Annotated in this window: 13 protein-coding genes and 2 pseudogenes; 11 read left to right on the top strand and 4 right to left on the bottom strand. The window is 69.8% G+C overall.

All coding sequences use genetic code 11. From position 1 onward, the window contains the following. The first annotated feature begins 39 nt into the window (after positions 1 to 39). From BVG12_RS34680 to BVG12_RS05680, 5 genes are read left to right on the top strand one after another with little or no spacing between them, the layout of a single operon-like run. Entirely contained in the window at positions 40 to 606 is a 567-nt protein-coding gene (locus BVG12_RS34680; protein WP_075791573.1) for a cytochrome c oxidase subunit 3, read from the top strand. Between the two features lie 11 nt (positions 607 to 617). Beyond that, positions 618 to 953, top strand: a complete 336-nt coding sequence (locus BVG12_RS05695) for a hypothetical protein (RefSeq protein ID WP_075791572.1) — start codon at positions 618 to 620, stop codon at positions 951 to 953. Beyond that, a complete protein-coding gene (locus BVG12_RS05690) occupies positions 941 to 1,846 on the top strand; it encodes a cytochrome c oxidase assembly protein (RefSeq protein ID WP_229503817.1) in 906 nt (301 codons plus the stop codon). The genes BVG12_RS05695 and BVG12_RS05690 overlap by 13 nt, the downstream gene beginning before the upstream one ends. Beyond that, the gene (locus BVG12_RS05685) at positions 1,843 to 2,208 is read left to right on the top strand and encodes a c-type cytochrome (RefSeq protein WP_229503816.1); all 366 of its coding nucleotides are present in this window, start codon (positions 1,843 to 1,845) and stop codon (positions 2,206 to 2,208) included. Before BVG12_RS05690 ends, BVG12_RS05685 begins: the two co-directional genes overlap by 4 nt. Before the next feature lie 12 nt (positions 2,209 to 2,220). Next, entirely contained in the window at positions 2,221 to 2,604 is a 384-nt protein-coding gene (locus tag BVG12_RS05680; protein ID WP_075791570.1) for a DUF1622 domain-containing protein, read from the top strand. Between the two features lie 51 nt (positions 2,605 to 2,655). Here BVG12_RS05680 and BVG12_RS05675 read toward each other — a convergent pair whose 3' ends face one another. Further along, the gene (locus tag BVG12_RS05675; protein WP_075791569.1) at positions 2,656 to 3,153 is read right to left on the bottom strand and encodes a GNAT family N-acetyltransferase; all 498 of its coding nucleotides are present in this window, start codon (positions 3,151 to 3,153) and stop codon (positions 2,656 to 2,658) included. A 118-nt stretch (positions 3,154 to 3,271) separates the two neighbouring features. Here BVG12_RS05675 and BVG12_RS05670 point away from each other — a divergent pair. From BVG12_RS05670 to BVG12_RS05655, 4 genes and pseudogenes are all read left to right on the top strand, one after another. After that, a pseudogene (locus tag BVG12_RS05670) lies at positions 3,272 to 3,586 on the top strand (TauD/TfdA dioxygenase family protein); the annotation flags it as partial. Continuing rightward, a pseudogene (locus BVG12_RS05665) lies at positions 3,586 to 4,128 on the top strand (ABC transporter permease); the annotation flags it as partial. The pseudogenes BVG12_RS05670 and BVG12_RS05665, both read left to right, overlap by 1 nt. 89 nt (positions 4,129 to 4,217) lie before the next feature. Then, on the top strand, positions 4,218 to 6,746 hold the full coding sequence (locus BVG12_RS05660) for a response regulator (RefSeq protein WP_075791568.1): 2,529 nt from the start codon (positions 4,218 to 4,220) through the stop codon (positions 6,744 to 6,746). Between the two features lie 85 nt (positions 6,747 to 6,831). Continuing rightward, positions 6,832 to 7,140 carry a DUF5710 domain-containing protein gene (locus BVG12_RS05655; protein WP_075791567.1) on the top strand — a complete coding sequence of 103 codons (309 nt, stop codon included), beginning with the start codon at positions 6,832 to 6,834 and terminating at the stop codon, positions 7,138 to 7,140. 47 nt (positions 7,141 to 7,187) lie between these two features. On the opposite strand, the gene BVG12_RS05650 is transcribed toward BVG12_RS05655, so the two are convergent. Both BVG12_RS05650 and BVG12_RS05645 read right to left on the bottom strand, forming a co-directional pair. Beyond that, positions 7,188 to 8,507 (bottom strand): amidohydrolase, encoded by a 1,320-nt coding sequence (locus BVG12_RS05650; protein ID WP_075791566.1) that lies wholly within the window; start codon positions 8,505 to 8,507, stop codon positions 7,188 to 7,190. A gap of 33 nt (positions 8,508 to 8,540) precedes the next feature. After that, positions 8,541 to 10,241, bottom strand: coding sequence for a sensor domain-containing diguanylate cyclase (locus tag BVG12_RS05645; protein WP_169926798.1), 1,701 nt, complete (start codon positions 10,239 to 10,241; stop codon positions 8,541 to 8,543). Positions 10,242 to 10,552: 311 nt separating this feature from the next. Here BVG12_RS05645 and BVG12_RS05640 point away from each other — a divergent pair, with 311 nt between their 5' ends. Both BVG12_RS05640 and BVG12_RS05635 read left to right on the top strand, forming a co-directional pair. Continuing rightward, complete coding sequence (locus tag BVG12_RS05640) at positions 10,553 to 12,973, top strand: EAL domain-containing protein (protein ID WP_075791564.1); 2,421 nt, start codon at positions 10,553 to 10,555, stop codon at positions 12,971 to 12,973. Continuing rightward, positions 12,970 to 14,904: a GGDEF domain-containing protein gene (locus BVG12_RS05635; protein ID WP_083684618.1), complete on the top strand. Its 1,935-nt coding sequence runs from the start codon at positions 12,970 to 12,972 to the stop codon at positions 14,902 to 14,904. Before BVG12_RS05640 ends, BVG12_RS05635 begins: the two co-directional genes overlap by 4 nt. A 97-nt stretch (positions 14,905 to 15,001) precedes the next feature. On the opposite strand, the gene BVG12_RS05630 is transcribed toward BVG12_RS05635, so the two are convergent. Continuing rightward, positions 15,002 to 16,960, bottom strand: coding sequence for a CocE/NonD family hydrolase (locus BVG12_RS05630; protein ID WP_075791563.1), 1,959 nt, complete (start codon positions 16,958 to 16,960; stop codon positions 15,002 to 15,004). Positions 16,961 to 17,077: the final 117 nt, after the last annotated feature.

Genomic DNA, 17,077 nt, shown 5'->3' with positions numbered 1-17,077 from the left:
GCAAGGAAGCCGTGCGGCGCGGCGCTCGACGTGTCCGGCATGCCCACGTTCGCGTTCGGCACGCGCAGCCCCATGTGGTGGGGCACGATGGGCCTCGTCGCTGTCGAGAGCACGGTGTTCGCGCTGACGGTGATGACCTATTTCTACCTGCGCAGCCACGCGAACGTGTGGCCGATGAGCCGCTTCCCGCCCGACCTCCTGTGGGGCAGTCTGAACACGGTCATCCTGCTGGCCAGCCTGTGGCCGAACCAGAAGGCCAAGCAGGCGGCCGAACGGCTGGACATCCACGGCGTGCGTCTGTGGATGACGGTGTGCATGCTGTTCTCGGTGGCTTTCCTGGCCGTGCGCGCATTCGAGTTCGGCGCGCTGAACACGCGCTGGGACAGCGACGCCTACGGCTCCGTCGTCTGGATGCTGCTCGGCCTGCACACGACGCACCTCATCACGGACGCCTACGATTCGCTCGTGCTGACGGCGCTGATGTTCACGGGGCCGCTGGAAGGCAAGCGCTTCGTGGACGTCAGCGAAAACGCGGGCTACTGGTATTTCGTCGTGCTCAGCTGGCTCCCGATCTATGCCGTCATTTATTGGGGAGCGCGCGTCTAGCGGGAGAATCCATGGGAAACTGGCCGGCTTTGCTGCTCGCGCCCACGCTGGCGCTGACCAATCTGTCCATCACGTATGCGCTCGTGACGCCCGCGTGCTCGCGCCAGTCGATGGCGGCGCCGAACGTCGTGTCGGCCGTCGTGCTGATCGTGTGCGCCTGGATGAGCTGGGCCGCGTGGCGCAACTGGAAGGCCGGCCGCAGCATGGGCCGTGAGGCCGCGCGCGACCACGTGCCGGACCGGCCGCCGTTCGTCGCACTCGTGGCAAGCATGGTCGGCGCGCTGTCCTGCCTCGCCGTGCTGGCGCAATGGTTTCCGCAATGGGTGCTGTCGCCATGCGCAAACTGATCCTCATCGCACCGATGCTGGTGCCCGCGGCGGCCCGCGCGCACGACGTGGAGGCCGAGCTGGCGGCCGGACCAATCCTCGGCTGGGGCGCCGAATGGTGGGTGCTGGCGCTGCTGGCGTCGTCCCTGATCTTGTACGCGGCGGGCCTGGCGCGCCTGTGGCCGCGCGCCCGGGGAGCCCGCCGGCCACTGGCGCGCCAGGCCGCCTGGTTCGGCGCGGGCTGGGCGATGCTCGTGCTGGCGCTGGCGTCGCCGCTGGACGGTGCCGGCGCCTATGCGTTTTCCGCGCACATGGTGCAGCACGAGATGCTGATGATCGTCGCGGCGCCGCTGCTCGTGCTGGGCCGCCCGCTCGCACTGTGGTTGTGGGCGTTCGGTCGCCACGCGCGCCTCGCGATCGCGGACGGCACGCGCAGGCCGGGCGTGCGCGCCGCATGGGGCGCGCTGACGGCGCCGCTGAATGCATGGCTGCTGCATTTCGCCGCGCTGTGGATGTGGCATGTGCCGGCGTGCTTCCAGCTGGCGCTGGCGGACAATGCCATGCACGCGCTGCAGCACACGAGCTTCCTCGCCAGCGCGCTGCTGTTCTGGTGGGCCGTGCTGGGGCGCGAGGGCGGGGCGCACGGCCGCGGCGGCGCCATCGTCTACCTGTTCACGACGATGATGCACACGGGCGCGCTCGGCGCATTGTTCACGATGTCGGGCACGGTCTGGTATCCGCTGTACGCCAACCGCGCGCAGCTGTTCGGCTTGACGCCGCTGGAGGACCAGCAGCTGGGCGGCCTGATCATGTGGATTCCCGGCGGCCTGGCCTACCTCGTCGCGGGCCTCGTCCTGTGTGCGCGCTGGCTGCGCCCGGGGCCGGCCACGCGCGTTGCGGAGCTGCGGCCATGACCGGTCGCCTGTCCATCATGCTGATGTGCGCGTTGGCGCTGGCCGCCTGCTCGAAGACGCCTTCGACGCCGGAGCCGATCACGGGCGGCGACCCGCGCGCCGGCCGCGCGCTTCTGGCCCGTTACGGCTGCGCGAGCTGCCACAAGATCAAGGGCATCGCCCATGCGGACAGCCAGGTCGGCCCGCCGCTCGACGCGATCCGCTCGCGCGGCTACATCGCCGGCGTCCTGCCGCACGACACGGATAACCTCATCAAATGGATCCGGCATCCGCGCCAGGTCGTCCCGGGCACGGCGATGCCGGAACTGGGCGTGAGCGAGGCCGAGGCGCGCGACATGGCCGCCTATCTGTACAGCCAATAAGAAAGGAAAAGTGTGTTCGAACAGACGGAGCAACAAGTCCGAGCGTGGGTCGAGTGGCTGCGCCTGCTGGTGGAAGCGCTGGGTGCGCTCGTGATCGCGGCGGGCATCGTCATCGTGATCGTCGCGCTGGTGCGCTATGTGGCGTCCGGCGGCGGCGGGAGTTTCGTGCCCATCCGGCTCGCGTTCGCCCGCTACCTGACCCTCGCGCTGGAACTGCAGCTGGCGGCGGACATCCTGTCGACGTCGATCGCGCCCACGTGGGACCGCATCGGCAAGCTGGCCGCCATCGCCGTGATCCGGACGGCGCTGAACTACTTCCTCAGCCGCGAATTGAAGGATGAAACGGCCAGCGCCGAACCCGCGCTGCGCGAAGCGCCGGAAGGCCGCCGTGGTTGACGACGGCCTGCGGGAGCTGTCGCCAGGGACGGTCGGGCGCCGGCAGAAGGACTAGTCCAGCAGCGTCAGCACCATCGCCTGCTCGAACAACGCGGTGCCCGGCCGCGGCTCCGGCGCGCCCACGTCGACGAAGCCGGCGCGCCGGTACAGCCGCGCGGCCGCGCCGTCGCCCGCTGTCACCCCCAGGTGCAGCGCTTGCGCGCGTCGTGCACGCGCCCACGCGATGGCGGCGTCGAGCAACGCTGCGCCGACACCCCGGCCGCGTGCTTCGGGCGCCACCCATACCTGATACAGGCTGGCGCCGGCGCCTTCCATCTTCACCCACGACAGGCCGACCGGCGTGCCGTCCAGCTCGGCGGCGAACGGCCAGCCTTGCTGGTACGCGCCCAGCGCGGGCGCGGCGAGGCGCGCGGCCCAGGCATCGTCCGTGCGTTGCGATTCCTCGGCAAAGGTGCTGCAGAAGGCGTAGGGCGCCTCGGCCAGCGCGCGCAGGCGCAGGTCGCGGTAGACGGGCCAGTCGTCGGGGTGCAGAGTGCGGATAGCGGGCATGGCGTGGTCCGGTGATGGGGAACGACGATCATAATGGATTTCCGCATGAGCAAGCTCGAAAAGCTTCGTTGCCGCGTCCCGCGTGCGGCCCTAAGCTTGGGGCATCGCCAACTCAGGGATGCATCTCATGTCCGCAGTACTGCAAACCCGCCAGCAATTCGACATCCATCCGTTCGACGCGCCGCTGGGCGCCGAAGTCGTCGGCCTCGACCTGTCCCTGCCGCTAGCCGCCGGCGATTTCGCCCACCTGCACAGGGCGCATCTCGCGCACCACGTCCTCGTATTCCGCGAACAGCACATCACGCCCGCCCGGCAGGTGGCGTTCAGCCGCCTCTGGGGCCCGCTGCAGATCCACGTGCTGCGCCAATTCCAGCTGCCGTCGCAGCCGGAGGTGCTCGTCGTGTCGAACATCCGCGAGAACGGCCAGCCCATCTCACGACCCTGGCGATGTCCACCCGCATCGGCCGCGACGTGCTGGAGACCTTGACGGCCATGCTGAATCCCTTGCCCGCGATCGCGCTGCTGCCCCTCGCGTTGCTGTGGTTCGGGCTGGGGCAGGGCAGTCTCGTGTTCGTGCTGATGCACTCGGTGCTGTGGCCATTGGCGCTGGCGACGTATGCGGGCTTCCGCGCCGTGCCGGAAACGCTGCGCATGGCGGGCCGCAATTACGGTCTCGGACCGCTCGCGCTGGTCGCGCAGATCCTCGTCCCGGCCGCGCTGCCGGCGATCCTGTCCGGACTCAAGATCGGCTGGGCGTTCGCATGGCGCACGCTGATCGCGGCGGAACTCGTGTTCGGCACGACGTCCGGCAAGGGAGGCCTCGGCTGGTACATCTACCAGAGCCGTAACGAGTTGTTCACGGACCGTGTGTTCGCGGGACTCGCGGCCGTCATCGCGATCGGTCTCCTGTTCGAACACCTCGTGTTCCAGTCGGCGGAACGCCTGACGGTAAGGCGCTGGGGCATGCAACGCTGACAACGGTCGCGCACGATAAGCGTAAACATGTTGTCAATGTGCCGGGGCGGAGGGTAAGATTTCGCGTTTCCCCCTGCGCTCCCACCCGCATGAACCCATCCCCGAACGCGTCCGACCTGTCCTCGGTCGAGCAGGTCAAGTCGAGCCGTCCGTACCGCGAGTTGTTGCGCTTGTTCGAGCAGGCGCCGGGCTTCGTGTGTTTCTTCCGCGGCCCGCAGCACGTCTACGAATTGCAGAACCACGCGCATCACCGGCTGGCCGGCTTCCGCGACATCATCGGCAAGCCGGTGCGCGAGGCGTTGCCGGAGCTCGAGGGCCAGCAATTCTTCGAGCTGCTCGACCAGGTGTTCGCCAGCGGCCAGGCGTTCGTCGGCCAGGCGCTGCCGCTTTCCGTGGCGCCGGCCAGCGGGGGCGCGGCGACGCTGCGCTACATCGACTTCGTGTACCAGCCGATCGTCGACGACGGCGGCGTCGTGCTCGGGATTTTCTCGCAGGGGAACGACGTCACCGAGCGCGTGCAGGCCGAGGAACAGCTGCGGCGCAAGCAGGAAGAACTGGAACGCATGGTCGAGGAACGCACGCGCGCTTTGGCCGATGCGCACGCCGCCCTCAAGCTGGCCAACGAACTGCAAGGCGACAAGATGCACCTGCAGCGCCTGTTCGAGCAGGCGCCCGGCTTCATCTGCGTGCTGCGCGGGCCGGACCACGTGTACGAACTGGCGAACGCCGCGTACCGGCGCCTGATCGGCGGTCGTGAACTGATCGGCATGCCGCTGCGCGCCGTGCTGCCGGAAGTCGAGCGCCAGGGCTTCGGCGACCTGCTCGACACCGTGTACCGCACCGGCAGGTCGTATGTCGGGCGCGCCGCGCCGGTGGAGCTGAACAACGATCCCGCGCAGGGGCCGGAGCTGCGCTACCTCGATTTCATCTACCAGCCGGTCGTCGATCCGACGGGCCAGGTGATCGGCATCTTCGTGCAGGGCAGCGACGTGACGGAGCAGAAGCACGCGCAGGATGCGCTGAGCCGCCATCAGACCGAGCTGGAATCGCTCGTCTCCGAACGCACGGCCGAACTGACGGTGGCGCAGGAAGCGCTGCAGCGCTCGCAGAAGCTGGAAGCCATCGGCAAGCTGACGGGCGGCGTGGCGCACGACTTCAACAACATCCTGCAGGTCGTCGGCGGCAATCTGGAACTGCTGCAGCGCCGTGGCGGCGACGCCGCCGTGCAGAACATCCTGCAGGTGGCGCTGCACGCCGTCCAGCGCGGCGGCAAGCTGTGTTCGCAGCTGCTCGCGTTCGCGCGCCGCCAGCCGCTGCAGCCCGTCGTCGTGAACCCGGCCCGCGTCGTGGCGGACATGGACGACCTGCTGCGGCGCGCGCTCGGCGAGACGATCCAGATCGAGACCGTGCGCGCGGGCGGCCTGTGGAACACGGTGGTCGACCCCAACCAGCTGGAAAACGTGATCCTGAATCTCGCCATCAATGCGCGCGACGCGATGTCCGGGGGCGGCCGCCTCACCATCGAGATCGCCAATGCCATGCTGGACGACGACTGCGTGGCGGCCGAGCCGGACGTCAGGCCGGGCCAGTACGTGATGATCGCCGTGTCGGACACCGGCTGCGGCATGCCGCGCGACGTGCTCGAACGCGCGTGCGAACCGTTCTTCACGACGAAACCGGAAGGCGTGGGCACGGGCCTGGGCCTGTCGATGGCCTACGGCTTCGTCAAGCAGACGGGCGGCCACTTCCGCATCTACAGCGAGGTCGGGGAGGGCACGACGGTGAGGATGTATTTCCCGCGCACGTTCGAGGTCGAGGATGCGACGACGCGCCTGTCCGACGTCGCCCCGCAGGGCGGCAGCGAGACGATCCTGGTCGTCGAGGACGATCCGGCCGTGCAGGGCACCGTCGTCGAGATGCTGGGCAGCCTCGGGTACCGCGTGCTGAAGGCCGACAATGCGACCGACGCGTACGGCATCATCAAGAGCGGCCTGCCGATCGACCTGCTGTTCACCGATGTCGTGATGCCGGGGCCGATGCGCAGCCCGGAACTGGCGCGCCAGGCCAAGACGCTGCTGCCGAACCTCGCCGTCCTGTTCACGTCGGGCTACACCCAGAACGCCATCGTGCACGGCGGCCGGCTCGACCCGGGCGTCGAGCTGCTGTCGAAGCCCTATGGCCGCGACCAGCTGGCGCGCAAGGTGCGGCACCTGCTGGCCAACCGGCCCGGCCAGGTGACGCCGCCGCCGGCCGCCGTGCCCTCGGCACCGCGGCGTGCGCGCATCCTGATCGCGGAAGACAATCCCGAATTGCTCGAGATGGCGTGCAGCCTGTTCGACGCGCTGGGCCAGGAAACCCGCGGCGCCGCCAGCGTGGATGGCGCCCTGGCGCTGTTGAACGAGAGCGCATGCGACGTGCTGTTCACCGACATCGACCTGGCCGGCCGGTCCGGCATCGACCTGGCGCGGCAGGCGCGCGCATTGCTGCCGCAGCTGCACGTCGTGTTCGCGTCCGGCTACGGCGCGCCGGACCGCGGCGCGCTCGGGTTCGCGTACGAGGTCGTGGCCAAGCCGTACCGGCTCGACGATCTGCGCGCGCTGCTGGCACGCCTGGCGTGACGCCCGTTTGCGCGCGCGCGCGGGATCGGTTAGGATCGGCATCCCGCGCCGGCGCCCGCCGCGCGCGGCCTCATGAAGACGCACGATGACTTTCCTGAACGTTCCCTACGCAGAAAAAGACGAAGCCCGCGCCCTCGGCGCACGCTGGAATCCCGGCCGCAAGCGCTGGTATGTGCCGGACGGGGTCGCGCTTGAACCCTTCCAGAAGTGGCTCAAGGAGGGCGGCAGTGGCGGCGGCGGCCGCGTCGACTCGGCGGCGGCAAAGCTCGTCGTCGGCGCCAACTATATCGATCTGGCCCACGCCTGCAACCCGTTCGAGCCCTGCGCCGAATGCGATAAAGCGCTCGCCGGCACGCCGTGGCAGCAGGCGCGCGCGACGCTTGCGAAGCGCTAGGGCCAAGAATCGTACGCCGTTCCCGTCCGCGCGCGGACGGCGGCGGCTCAGCGCTTCGCCAGCACGCCCAGCACCGCGAGGCTCATGGCCTGCGCGGCCGTCTTGATCGACGGTTCCGGCACGGGCGCATAGAACGGCGAGTGGTTGAACGCGAGCGGCTTGCCGCCGGGGCGCTGCGCCGCCGCCACTTCCTCGGGCGCGTACACGCCCGTGAAGAAGAACATCGATGGAATGCCCTCGTTGGCGTAAGCGGAAAAGTCTTCGCTGGCTGTCATGGCGGGCATGCGGTGCGCGTTCTGCGGGCCGAACGCGTCGCGGAACACGGCTTCGGTGCGGCGCACGAGCGCGTCGTCGTTGACGATGGCGGCGCCGCCCGGGGTCAATCGCACGTCCGGCGCCGGCGCGTCGGCCATCGCGGCCGAGGCGTTCGCCACGCGGCGCACGCCGTCCAGCAGCTTCGCCCGCACTTCCGGACTGTACGAGCGGATCGTGCCGCGCACCTGCACGGTGTCCGGGATGATGTTCCCGACCGTCCCGCCCTGGATCGCGCCGATCGTCACCACGCCGAATTCCTTGGGATCCTTCTCGCGGCTGACGACGGTCTGCACGTCGACGATGAAGCGGGCGGCGATGGCGATGGGGTCGATGGCCTTGTCCGGCGCGGAGCCGTGGCCGCCGCGGCCCTTGAACTGGATGTCCAGCGCGTCCGAGTTGGACGACACCGGGCCGCTTTCGTAACCGACGGTGCCGTACGCGAGCGGCCACGAATGGAGGCCGAACGCGACATCCGGTTTCGGAAAGCGTTTGAAGAGACCGTCGTCCAGCATGGCGCGCGCGCCCGACACCGTTTCCTCGGCCGGCTGGGCGATGAACATCAGCGTGCCCTGCCACTGGGATTTCAGCTCGGCGAGCGTGCGCGCGGCGCCGAGCCACGCGGCCATGTGGACGTCGTGGCCGCAGCTGTGCGTGGTGAACGTCGCGCCGTCGTGCGTGCGCTCGTGGCTGGCGTAGGGCAGGCCGGTCTTTTCTTCCATCGGCAGCCCGTCCAGCTCCGTGCGCACGAGGACCGTCGGCCCGGCGCCGTTGCGCAGGATGGCGACGAGGCCCGTGCGCCCGACCTTTTCCGTCACCTCGAAGCCCAGCTTGCGCATCTCGGCCGCCAGCTTGCCGGCGGTGCGCGTTTCCTGGAACGCGATCTCGGGATGCGCGTGCAGATCCTTGTAGACGCCATCCAGCCACGGGTACATGCCGTCGACGCGGCCGGCGACCTGGGTCTTGAGCGGGGCCGCGGATTGGGCGGCGGCGGTGCCGGCGAGCGCCAGCAGGAGGGTGGCAACGACGGTGCTTTTCAAGGCGGGCCTCTTCATCGATAACGAAGCGACAAGCCTAGCACGGCCCGGTCACGCCGTGCAAACCCGGTTGCGGCCCCCATGCTTGGCCGCGTACAGCGCGCGGTCGGCCGCCTGCAGCAGCGTCGTGGCGTCGAGGCCGTGGGCCGGCCACACGGCGACGCCGAACGACGCCGTCACCTCCGGCAGCAGGACGTCGCCGAGGTTCAGTTCGAGGGCGGCGATGGACGCGCGGATCGTCTCGGCGCAGCGTACGGCCGCCGCGCTGTCGCATTCGGGCAGCACGAGCACGAGTTCCTCGCCGCCGTAGCGGCAGGCGACGTCGCTGCGGCGCACGCCGTCGCGCAGGGCGCGTCCGACCGCGCGCAGCACGAAGTCGCCCGCTTCGTGGCCGTACGTGTCGTTCATGTGCTTGAAGTGGTCCAGGTCGATCATCACGACGGCCAGCGCGGCGCGCTTGCGTTCGGCGCGGAACAGTTCGCGGCGCAGGGTCTCGTCGAAGTAGCGGCGGTTGTACAGGCCCGTGAGCTCGTCGATGGTGGACTGGCGCCGCAAGACTTCGCGCAGGTTGATGTTGCTGGTGCCGAGCGCCAGCTGTTCGCTGATCGCGGCGGCGGTCGCCTCGTCGAGCGCCGCCTCCGGACCGGCGGGGAGGCTCGTCACCAGCAGGCCCAGGACCTCGCCCTGCGAAATCATCGGCACGCACACGTTGGTGCGGTCGGGTGCCGGCGGCGGACCGCAGTGGGCGCAATGCATGCCGTCGCCGGCCTGGGCCGCGTGGGTGCGGCCGAAGCGCAGGCCCCAGCATTGGCCGGTGCCGATGAGGTCGGGGTGGTGGTCGGCCCCGCCCCACGTGGCGGCCCGCTGCAGGAAATCGCGCGAATGGCGGTACAGGTAGACGGCGCCATCGCTGCCGGGCAGCAGCTTGGGGAGGAAGGCCGGCAGCACGTCGCGCAGTTCGTCGGCGCGGGTCAGGCTGTCCATCGCCTGCAGCATCTGCGCGGTGACGGCCAGGCGCCGGCTGCGCGCGTGGCTTTGGCGGGCCTGGTCGGCCTGGGCCTCGGCCATCTGGTGCGCCTGTTCGGCGGCCCGGGACCGCTCGCGCAGGCTGCGCGTCACCGCATACAGCGCGATGCCGATGATGAGGGCGCTCGCGGCGCTGGCCGCGACGCCGAGCACCGTGTTGTAGCCGAGCGTCGTGCGCAGGCGGTCGCGCAGCGTGTGGCGGTCGCGCTCCATCGCATCCACGCGGTCGCCGATGAGGGCGCGCAGCCGGTCCATCTGCTGCTTGCCGCTGTGATCCGCGACGACGGCGGCGGCGGGGCCGAAGCCGGCGTCGCGGCGCAGCCGGATGGTGGCGGCCAGTTCGTCCAGCTTCAGCCGCGAGATCCGCTCGATGTCGTTCAGCGTCGCCCGCTCTTCCGCGTCCGCGACCAGCGGTTTCAGCTTGCGCAAGGCGTCCGGCAGCTCGGCCACGGCCGCGTCGTATGGCGCGAGGTAGGCCGCGTCGCCGGTGATGATATAGCCGCGCTGGCCGGTCTCCGCATCCTTGAGCAGGTCGAGCAGGTGGTCGTAGGCGCGCGCCTTGTCCGACACGACCTTCAATGCAGTCACCGTGGCGTCGGCCTCGCGGCCGCTGTTGAAGGGCAGCGCGGCCAGGCCGGCCACGATCAGCAGGATGACGACGGCAAGCCAGCGCAGGCCGGGATCGGCCGCACCGGAGGGAGGGTGGGATGGAAGGGTGTCGGTCACCAGCACTGGCGCTCCTCGGCAGCGTGCGGCGGGCGCCGCGGTGACGTCATTTTGCCTCAATGAAATCGCGGCGCTCAAGCGTTAAGTGACGAAAATGATGACTGTTGCATGCTAATTGCACGTTCGTGCATGCATGTTTGGCAATAATGTGTTGGATTCGCCGACAAAAGGTGAAAAAAAGTTTCCATGCGTAAAGCATCGTACGGTGCCGGTGCTATAGTGGGATGGCCCAGCCCCGCACACGATTTTCGGGCCCAATCCCGCCAGCAAGCAGCGGCCTACCCGCGCGCACCCGTCCAGACCGAACGATCATGAGCTCATCCCATCCGAACCACGCCGTCGTCCGCCGCGCGAACGCGGTCGCCGCGGCGCGCGCCCGCGCCCGGCGCATGCATCGCGAGGCGACGCACGATGCCGCCACCGGGCTGCCGAACCACGACGAATTCATGAGCCGCCTCGAACGCGCCCTGGCCGCGGCCGGCCGCACGGGCGCGGGCACCGCGCTGCTGTGCGTCGGCCTCGACGGCGCCGGGGAGGACGGCGCGCTGCGTGCGTTCGCCACCCGGCTGCGCGCGTCCGTGCGCCGCACCGACGTGACGGGCGTGCTCGGCGACGGTGTGTTCGGCGTGCTGTTGACGCACCTCGCCGACCCGGTCGCCGTCGTGCCGGCGCTCGCCGCCAAGGTGCTGGCCGCGGACGCGCGCGCCAGCGTCGGCATCGCGTTCGCCGAGGGCGTCAATGGCGGCGACGCGCTGCTGGCGCGGGCGCAAACGGCCATGCACGCGGCGCGCAGGCAGGGCGCCAACACGGCCGTGTTCTTCGATGGCGGCGCGGCGCCGGTCCCGGACGAACCCGGCCCAGCCGGGGCGCCGCTGCCGCCGGACGAGACGGCGCGCGTCGAGGCCTTGCGCGCGACGCAGCTGCTCGACAGCGAACCCGACGAGCTGTTCGACCGCATCGTGCGCATCGTCTGCACGAGCTTGAACGTGCCGATCAGCCTCGTCTCCCTCGTCGACAGCGACCGGCAGTGGTTCAAGGCCCGCTGCGGCATGGAAGCGGGCGAGACGGCGCGCAACGTGTCGTTCTGCGCGTGGGCCGTGCTGGACGACGAGCCGCTCGTCGTCGGCGACGCTCTGCTGGACCCGCGCTTCGCGGACAACCCCCTCGTCAGCGGAGCGCCGTTCATGCGCTTCTATGCCGGGGTGCCGCTGCGCAGTGGCGGGCGGCGCATCGGGTCGCTGTGCGCCATCGACCACATGCCGCGCACGCTGACGCCGCAGGACCTGCTGGTCTTGAAACAGCTGGCGCGCATGGTCGAGGACCTGATCGAACTGCGCTCGGCCGCGCTGGGCGCCGTGCAAAGCCTGAACGACTGGGGCGGCCGGCCGTTGCTGGACGGTGGGACGGGCGCGCGGCTGCGCCAGCAATTCCTGCGCGATCCGCTGACGGGCTTGCCGAACCGCCTGGTCGTGGAAGACGCGATCGCGCGCCACGCGGTACGGGGGCCGGCGGGCGCTTGCGCGGTGCTGGCCGTCGTCGACGTCGACAATCTCGCCGCCGTCAATGAGGCGGGCAGCCACGCGGACGGCGACGCGGTGCTCGTGGCGATGGCCCGCCGCCTGCGGCACCAGGCCGGCCCCGGCGACGTGGCGGCCCGCATCGGCGGCAGCACTTTCCTGGTGTGGCTCCAGTCCGACGCCGACGATTGCGCCGCACGTGCCGAGGCGCTGCACCGTGCCCTGAATGGTCCCGTCCAGGTGGCCGGCCGGGTGATCCATGGCAGCGTGACGATGGGCCACAGCCGTTTCGGGCCGGACGGCCTCGATGCCGAGACGCTGCTCGTGCGCGCCCAGGCCGCGCTGCGCCATGCCAAGTCGCAGGGCCACGGCCTTGCGCGCGCGTTCGAGCCGGCGCACCGCCGTACCGAACCGCGCGTCCTGGAGCACGACCTGCGCGGCGCGCTCGCACGCGACGAGCTGGCGCTGGCGTACCAGCCCAAGGTCGACCTGCGCAGCGGCCGCGTCGTCGGCGTCGAGGCCCTGCTGCGCTGGCAGCATCCCGTGTTCGGCATGGTGCCGCCGTGCGACTTCATCCCGGTGGCCGAAGAAAGCGGCTTGATCATCCCGATCGGCCAGTGGGTGCTGGACCAGGCCTGCGCCCAGCTGCGCGCCTGGCACGACGCGGGCCATGCGGGCTTGAGCGTCGCGGTGAACCTGTCGGCGCGCCAGTTCCTCGACGACGAGGTCGCGGCGCGCGTCGTGCGCACGCTGGAGCGCCACGGCGTGCCGCGCGGCGCGCTGGAGCTGGAACTGACGGAGTCGACGTCGATGCACGATGTCGGGCGCAGTATCACGATCATGAAGGAGCTCAAGGACGCGGGCGTCGTGCTCAGCATCGACGACTTCGGCACCGGCTATTCGAGCCTCGCCTATCTGAAGCGCCTGCCGATCGACAAGGTCAAGATCGACCGTGCGTTCGTCTCCGACCTGGAACAGAGCGCGGAGTCGCGCGCCATCGTGCGCGCCATCGTGCGCGCCATCGTGACGGCAGTGCGCTGCCTGGGCCTGGACGTGATCGCCGAAGGCATCGAGCAGCCCGGCCAGGCGCGCCTGCTCATGGCCGACGGCTGCTTCGAGATGCAGGGATTTCATTTCGGCCGGCCCGTCGCGGCCGCGGAGTGTCCGCTCGACGCGCACTTCACCGTGGACGTGCCGCCGGAGGAGGGCGCATGAAGCGCGCTGCGGCCGGCAGGGCCGCGCTGCTGGCGTGTTGTCTCGCGGCGGCCGGTGCGCGCGCGGACAACGACGGCACGACGCTGGAGCGGCTCGAGGGCCTGGTGCGGACGGCGGACGCGGGCGCGCTTCCGGCTCTGCTGGCAGCGCAGAACGAGGTCATGGCCGGTGATTACGCCGACCGCATCGCCTACCTCAAGCTGCTGCGCCGCGCCTATGCCGACCACGGCGACACGGTTGGCGCGGAGCAGGCCGCGGAGCGGATCGTGCGGACCGCGCGGGCGCAGGGCGACGCGCTGGATACCGCGCTCGGCATGCTGGCGCGGCTCGGCGGGGCGGCCGGCCACGGGAAGACCGCGGCGCTCGCCGCGGTGAACGACATCGACGTCCGCCACGCCGACCTGCGCGACCCGGCATTCATGGCCGCGCTGCAGCAGGCGTATGGGGATGCCTACCTGCAGCTGGGCCAGTTCGACTTCGCGCACAGCCATTACCTGAAAGCGCTCGAGATCGCGCGCCGGTATCCCGAGTTCCACGAACCGACCGTGAACGAGTTGCGGCTGGCGGTCGCGAAGGTCTACGTGTACACCCGCGCGCCGGACAAGGTGCTTGCCACGCTGGCCACGGTCGGTCCGGACGGCGGCACGCTGTCGCCGCCGTCGGCCGTGCGCCGCTATGTCCTCGAAGGCATTGCCCACGTCATGCAGGGCCACCCGGACCAGGGGCGCGTCGCGTATTACAAGGGCCTCGCCGTCGCGCATGCGCACGGCCTTTCGCTGTTCGAAGCGAACGCCCTCGGCAACATCGCCGACAGCTGGCTGGAGGACGGCAACTACGTCGAGGCCGAGCGCGCCGCGCGGGCGGCGTTGCCGCTGGCGGCCAAGGCGGCCGACCCGGCCACGCGGCGCATCGCCGAAGTCAACCTCGGGTTCGCGCTGGCCGGACAAGGGCATGTGACGGAAGGCCTCGCGCATATCGACCTCATGTTGGCCGAGCTGCGCGCGGACGGCGCGCTGCCGGACCTGGCGAACGTGCTGCTCGAAAAAAGCCGCATGCTGGACAAGGCGGGCCTCGTGCGCCAGGCGCTGCAGGCATTGCAGGAACAGCGGGAGGTCGCGGCGAAGCTCGTCGCGGCGGAACACGAGAACACGGCCCGCGTGCTGCAGGAGCAGTTCGAGGCCCAGCGCCGCGCGATCCAGATCGAAAGCCTGCGCCGTGAGAACGGCTTGAAGGATGCGCAGATCCGCAAGCGCCGCGTGTGGCAGCTGATCGCCTCGACCGGCGCCGCCGTGGCCCTGCTGCTGTGCGGCTTCGTCTGGGTGCTGTACCGCCGTTCCATGCGCACGAGCCGCCGGTTGCGCGAATTGAACGAGGAACTGGCATTCCATTCCACGCACGACGCGCTGACCGGCCTCCTGAACCGCCGGTCGTTCCGCGACGCGATGGCGGCCCGCACGCCCGGCGGCAGCCGCTGCTTCATCCTGCTCGACATCGACCACTTCAAGTCGATCAACGACCGTCTCGGCCACGCGGCCGGCGACGAGGTGCTCGTGGAGGTCGCGCGCCGGCTGCGCGTCTGCGTGGGCACGCGCGGGCTGCTGCTGCGCTGGGGCGGCGAGGAATTCCTCGTCCACGCGGACGGGGGCGATCCCGCGGACCACGCGGAGCTCGTGCGCGCGCTGCTGGCCGCCGTCGCGCGCGATCCCGTGACGACGGCGGAGGGGCGGCGGATCCAGGTCACGATCACGGCGGGCGCGCTGTCGGTCCCTGCCGGCAGCGATGCCGCGATCGACTGGCAGCACGCGCTGGCGCTGGCCGACCAGGCCCTGTACCGGGGCAAGCAGGACGGCCGCCGCTGCGCCTATCTGGACGCGGCGGACTGCACGGGCAGCGTCACGCGCAGCGCGCGTATCGTGCCGGCCGGTGCCTGATCATCGGTAATCGGTAGAGTGGGCTCACCGAGCCCACGCGGACGTTCGCCATCAGTCGGCGTTACGCGTGGGCACGGGATGCCCGCCCTGCCCGGCGTCAGTGCGCCGGCATCACGAGCAGCTGCACGCCGGAGGGCGTCTGCGCCGCGTGGTAGACGCGCTGCGTGGCGGCCTTGAAGTCTTCCGGCTTCGCTTTCGGGATGGTGACGAAGGTCTGCGGATTCAGGTCCACCAGCGGGAACCAGGAGCTCTGCACCTGGACCATGATGCGGTGGCCGCGGCGGAACGTGTGGTCGACATCGCCCAGGTGGTAGCCGATCGCCTCCACCTTGCCCGGCACGAAAGGCTCCGGCTTCTCGAATCCGTTGCGGAATTTGCCGCGCAGCGGATTGCCGCGCACGAGTTGCTGGTAGCCGGCCATGGCGCCGCGCGGGGGCGCCACGTCGTTGCCCCGCGCCGGTTGCTCGCCCGCGGGATAGTCGGCCGGGTAGACGTCGATGAGCTTCACGACCCAGTCCGAATCCGTGCCCGTCGTCGACACGAACAGCTTGGGCGTCACGGGGCCGGCGACGGTGACGTCCTCTTCCAGCACGTCGCTCTGGTACACCAGCACGTCGGGTCGCGTGGCCGCGAAACGCTGGTCCGACACCATGTATTCCTGCGGCACCGACGTCGCCGGGTAGCCGACGTAAGGCACGGGCTTGTTCGGATCGGACACGTACTCGTCGTACCCGGCCCCCGGCGCCGGCTGCTGCCACGACAGCGTGCCGTGCGGACCGAAATACAAGGTGCGTGCCTTCGCCTGCACGGGCGGCCATGCGGTGTAGCGGCGCCAGACGTTGCTGCCCGTCTCGAAGGCCGTCACTTCCGCGATGGGCTGCGCGGGCTTCACGCCCTTGAGGTGCTGCTCGAAGAACGGGAACTGGATGTGCTGGCGGAAGTATTCGCCCGTCTTGCTGTCGAACGATACGCGCCCCAACTGCTTGCCGTCGTAGCGCGCCCACCCGCCGTGCACCCACGGGCCGATCACCAGGCCGTTGAAGGTGTTCGGGTTGTACTTTTTGATGGCGTGGTAGGTCGTGAACGGCCCTTGCGGGTCTTCGGCGTCGAACCAGCCGCCGACGGTGAGCACGGCCGCCTTCACGTTTTTCAAGTGCGGCGCGATGGCGCGCGTCTGCCAGAACGCATCGTACGTGTCGTGTTCGATCGTGGGTGCGAGCAGGGCACGCTGCTTGTCCGTCAGCGTGCCGAGGATGTTCGCCAGCGTGCGGTGCTTGAGGAAGAAGTCGTAGGCGTCGGCCGCGCCGTAGTCGAAGTCGGCCCAGGTCTTGGGCAGCGGCGTCGGGTTCTGCTGCTCGGTGAACGAGGCGTAGAAGCCGAAGTTCGCGGCCAGCATGAAGGCGCCGCCGTGGTAGGAGTCGTCGCCCATGTACAGATCCGTCACGGGCGCCTGCGGTGACGCGGCCTTGATGGCCGGGTGCGAATCGATGATGCTGGCCGACGTGTAGAAGCCGGGGTAGCTGATGCCGAGGATGCCGGCCTTGCCGTTGTTGTTCGGGACGTTCTTGAGGAGCCATTCCATCGTGTCGTACATGTCCTGGCTTTCCTGGCCTTCGCCGGCCGCGCGCTGCGGGTTCACGTGCGGCGTCATCTCCTGCCACTTGCCCTCGGACATATAGCGGCCGCGCACGTCCTGCTTGACGAAGATATAGCCCGCGTCCTCGAATTCCTTCGACGGTCCAATCTGCTTCGGATACCAGTCCTCGCCGTAGTGCAGCTCGCCCTCGGCCTGGACGCCCGCGCCGTACGGCGTGCGGTTGACCAGGAACGGGTAGGACTTCGAGGCATCCTTCGGTACGTACACGACGGTGAAGAGCTTCGTCCCGTCGCGCATCGGGATGCGGTATTCGTACTTCGTGTACGTCTCGCGCAGGTCGCGCGGCGCGAGCTTGGCGTCTTCCGCCGCTTGCGCGGGGGTTGGGGGCAGGGCGGAGCACGCGAGCGCCACCAGCAGGGTAAGCAGGGGCAGGCGTGCGGGCAGGGAGTGACGGGTCATGACTTCCTTGGTGATGGGTGAGCAAATGTGCAGTATAAATCTGTTGGGAAAAACTTAACATGTCTTATGAGCGCTGGCGTACAGAAGCCGACGATGGCGTCCTGCATCATCACGGCA

It is taken from the genome of Massilia putida (assembly GCF_001941825.1).
GTDB lineage: Bacteria > Pseudomonadota > Gammaproteobacteria > Burkholderiales > Burkholderiaceae_D > Telluria > Telluria putida.
Note: the sequence above shows the minus strand (reverse complement) of the source record. Positions and strands in the feature narration are given on the sequence as shown.

Bases quoted from the DNA above. Each gene is read 5' to 3' on its own strand.
- BVG12_RS34680 (WP_075791573.1), top strand. From the start codon at position 40: ATGCCCACGTTCGCGTTCGGCACGCGCAGCCCCATGTGGTGGGGCACG.
- BVG12_RS05695 (WP_075791572.1), top strand. From the start codon at position 618: ATGGGAAACTGGCCGGCTTTGCTGCTCGCGCCCACGCTGGCGCTGACC.
- BVG12_RS05690 (WP_229503817.1), top strand. From the start codon at position 941: ATGCGCAAACTGATCCTCATCGCACCGATGCTGGTGCCCGCGGCGGCC.
- BVG12_RS05685 (WP_229503816.1), top strand. From the start codon at position 1,843: ATGACCGGTCGCCTGTCCATCATGCTGATGTGCGCGTTGGCGCTGGCC.
- BVG12_RS05675 (WP_075791569.1), bottom strand. From the start codon at position 3,153: ATGCCCGCTATCCGCACTCTGCACCCCGACGACTGGCCCGTCTACCGC.
- BVG12_RS05660 (WP_075791568.1), top strand. From the start codon at position 4,218: ATGAACCCATCCCCGAACGCGTCCGACCTGTCCTCGGTCGAGCAGGTC.
- BVG12_RS05655 (WP_075791567.1), top strand. From the start codon at position 6,832: ATGACTTTCCTGAACGTTCCCTACGCAGAAAAAGACGAAGCCCGCGCC.
- BVG12_RS05650 (WP_075791566.1), bottom strand. From the start codon at position 8,507: ATGAAGAGGCCCGCCTTGAAAAGCACCGTCGTTGCCACCCTCCTGCTG.
- BVG12_RS05640 (WP_075791564.1), top strand. From the start codon at position 10,553: ATGAGCTCATCCCATCCGAACCACGCCGTCGTCCGCCGCGCGAACGCG.
- BVG12_RS05635 (WP_083684618.1), top strand. From the start codon at position 12,970: ATGAAGCGCGCTGCGGCCGGCAGGGCCGCGCTGCTGGCGTGTTGTCTC.
- BVG12_RS05630 (WP_075791563.1), bottom strand. From the start codon at position 16,960: ATGACCCGTCACTCCCTGCCCGCACGCCTGCCCCTGCTTACCCTGCTG.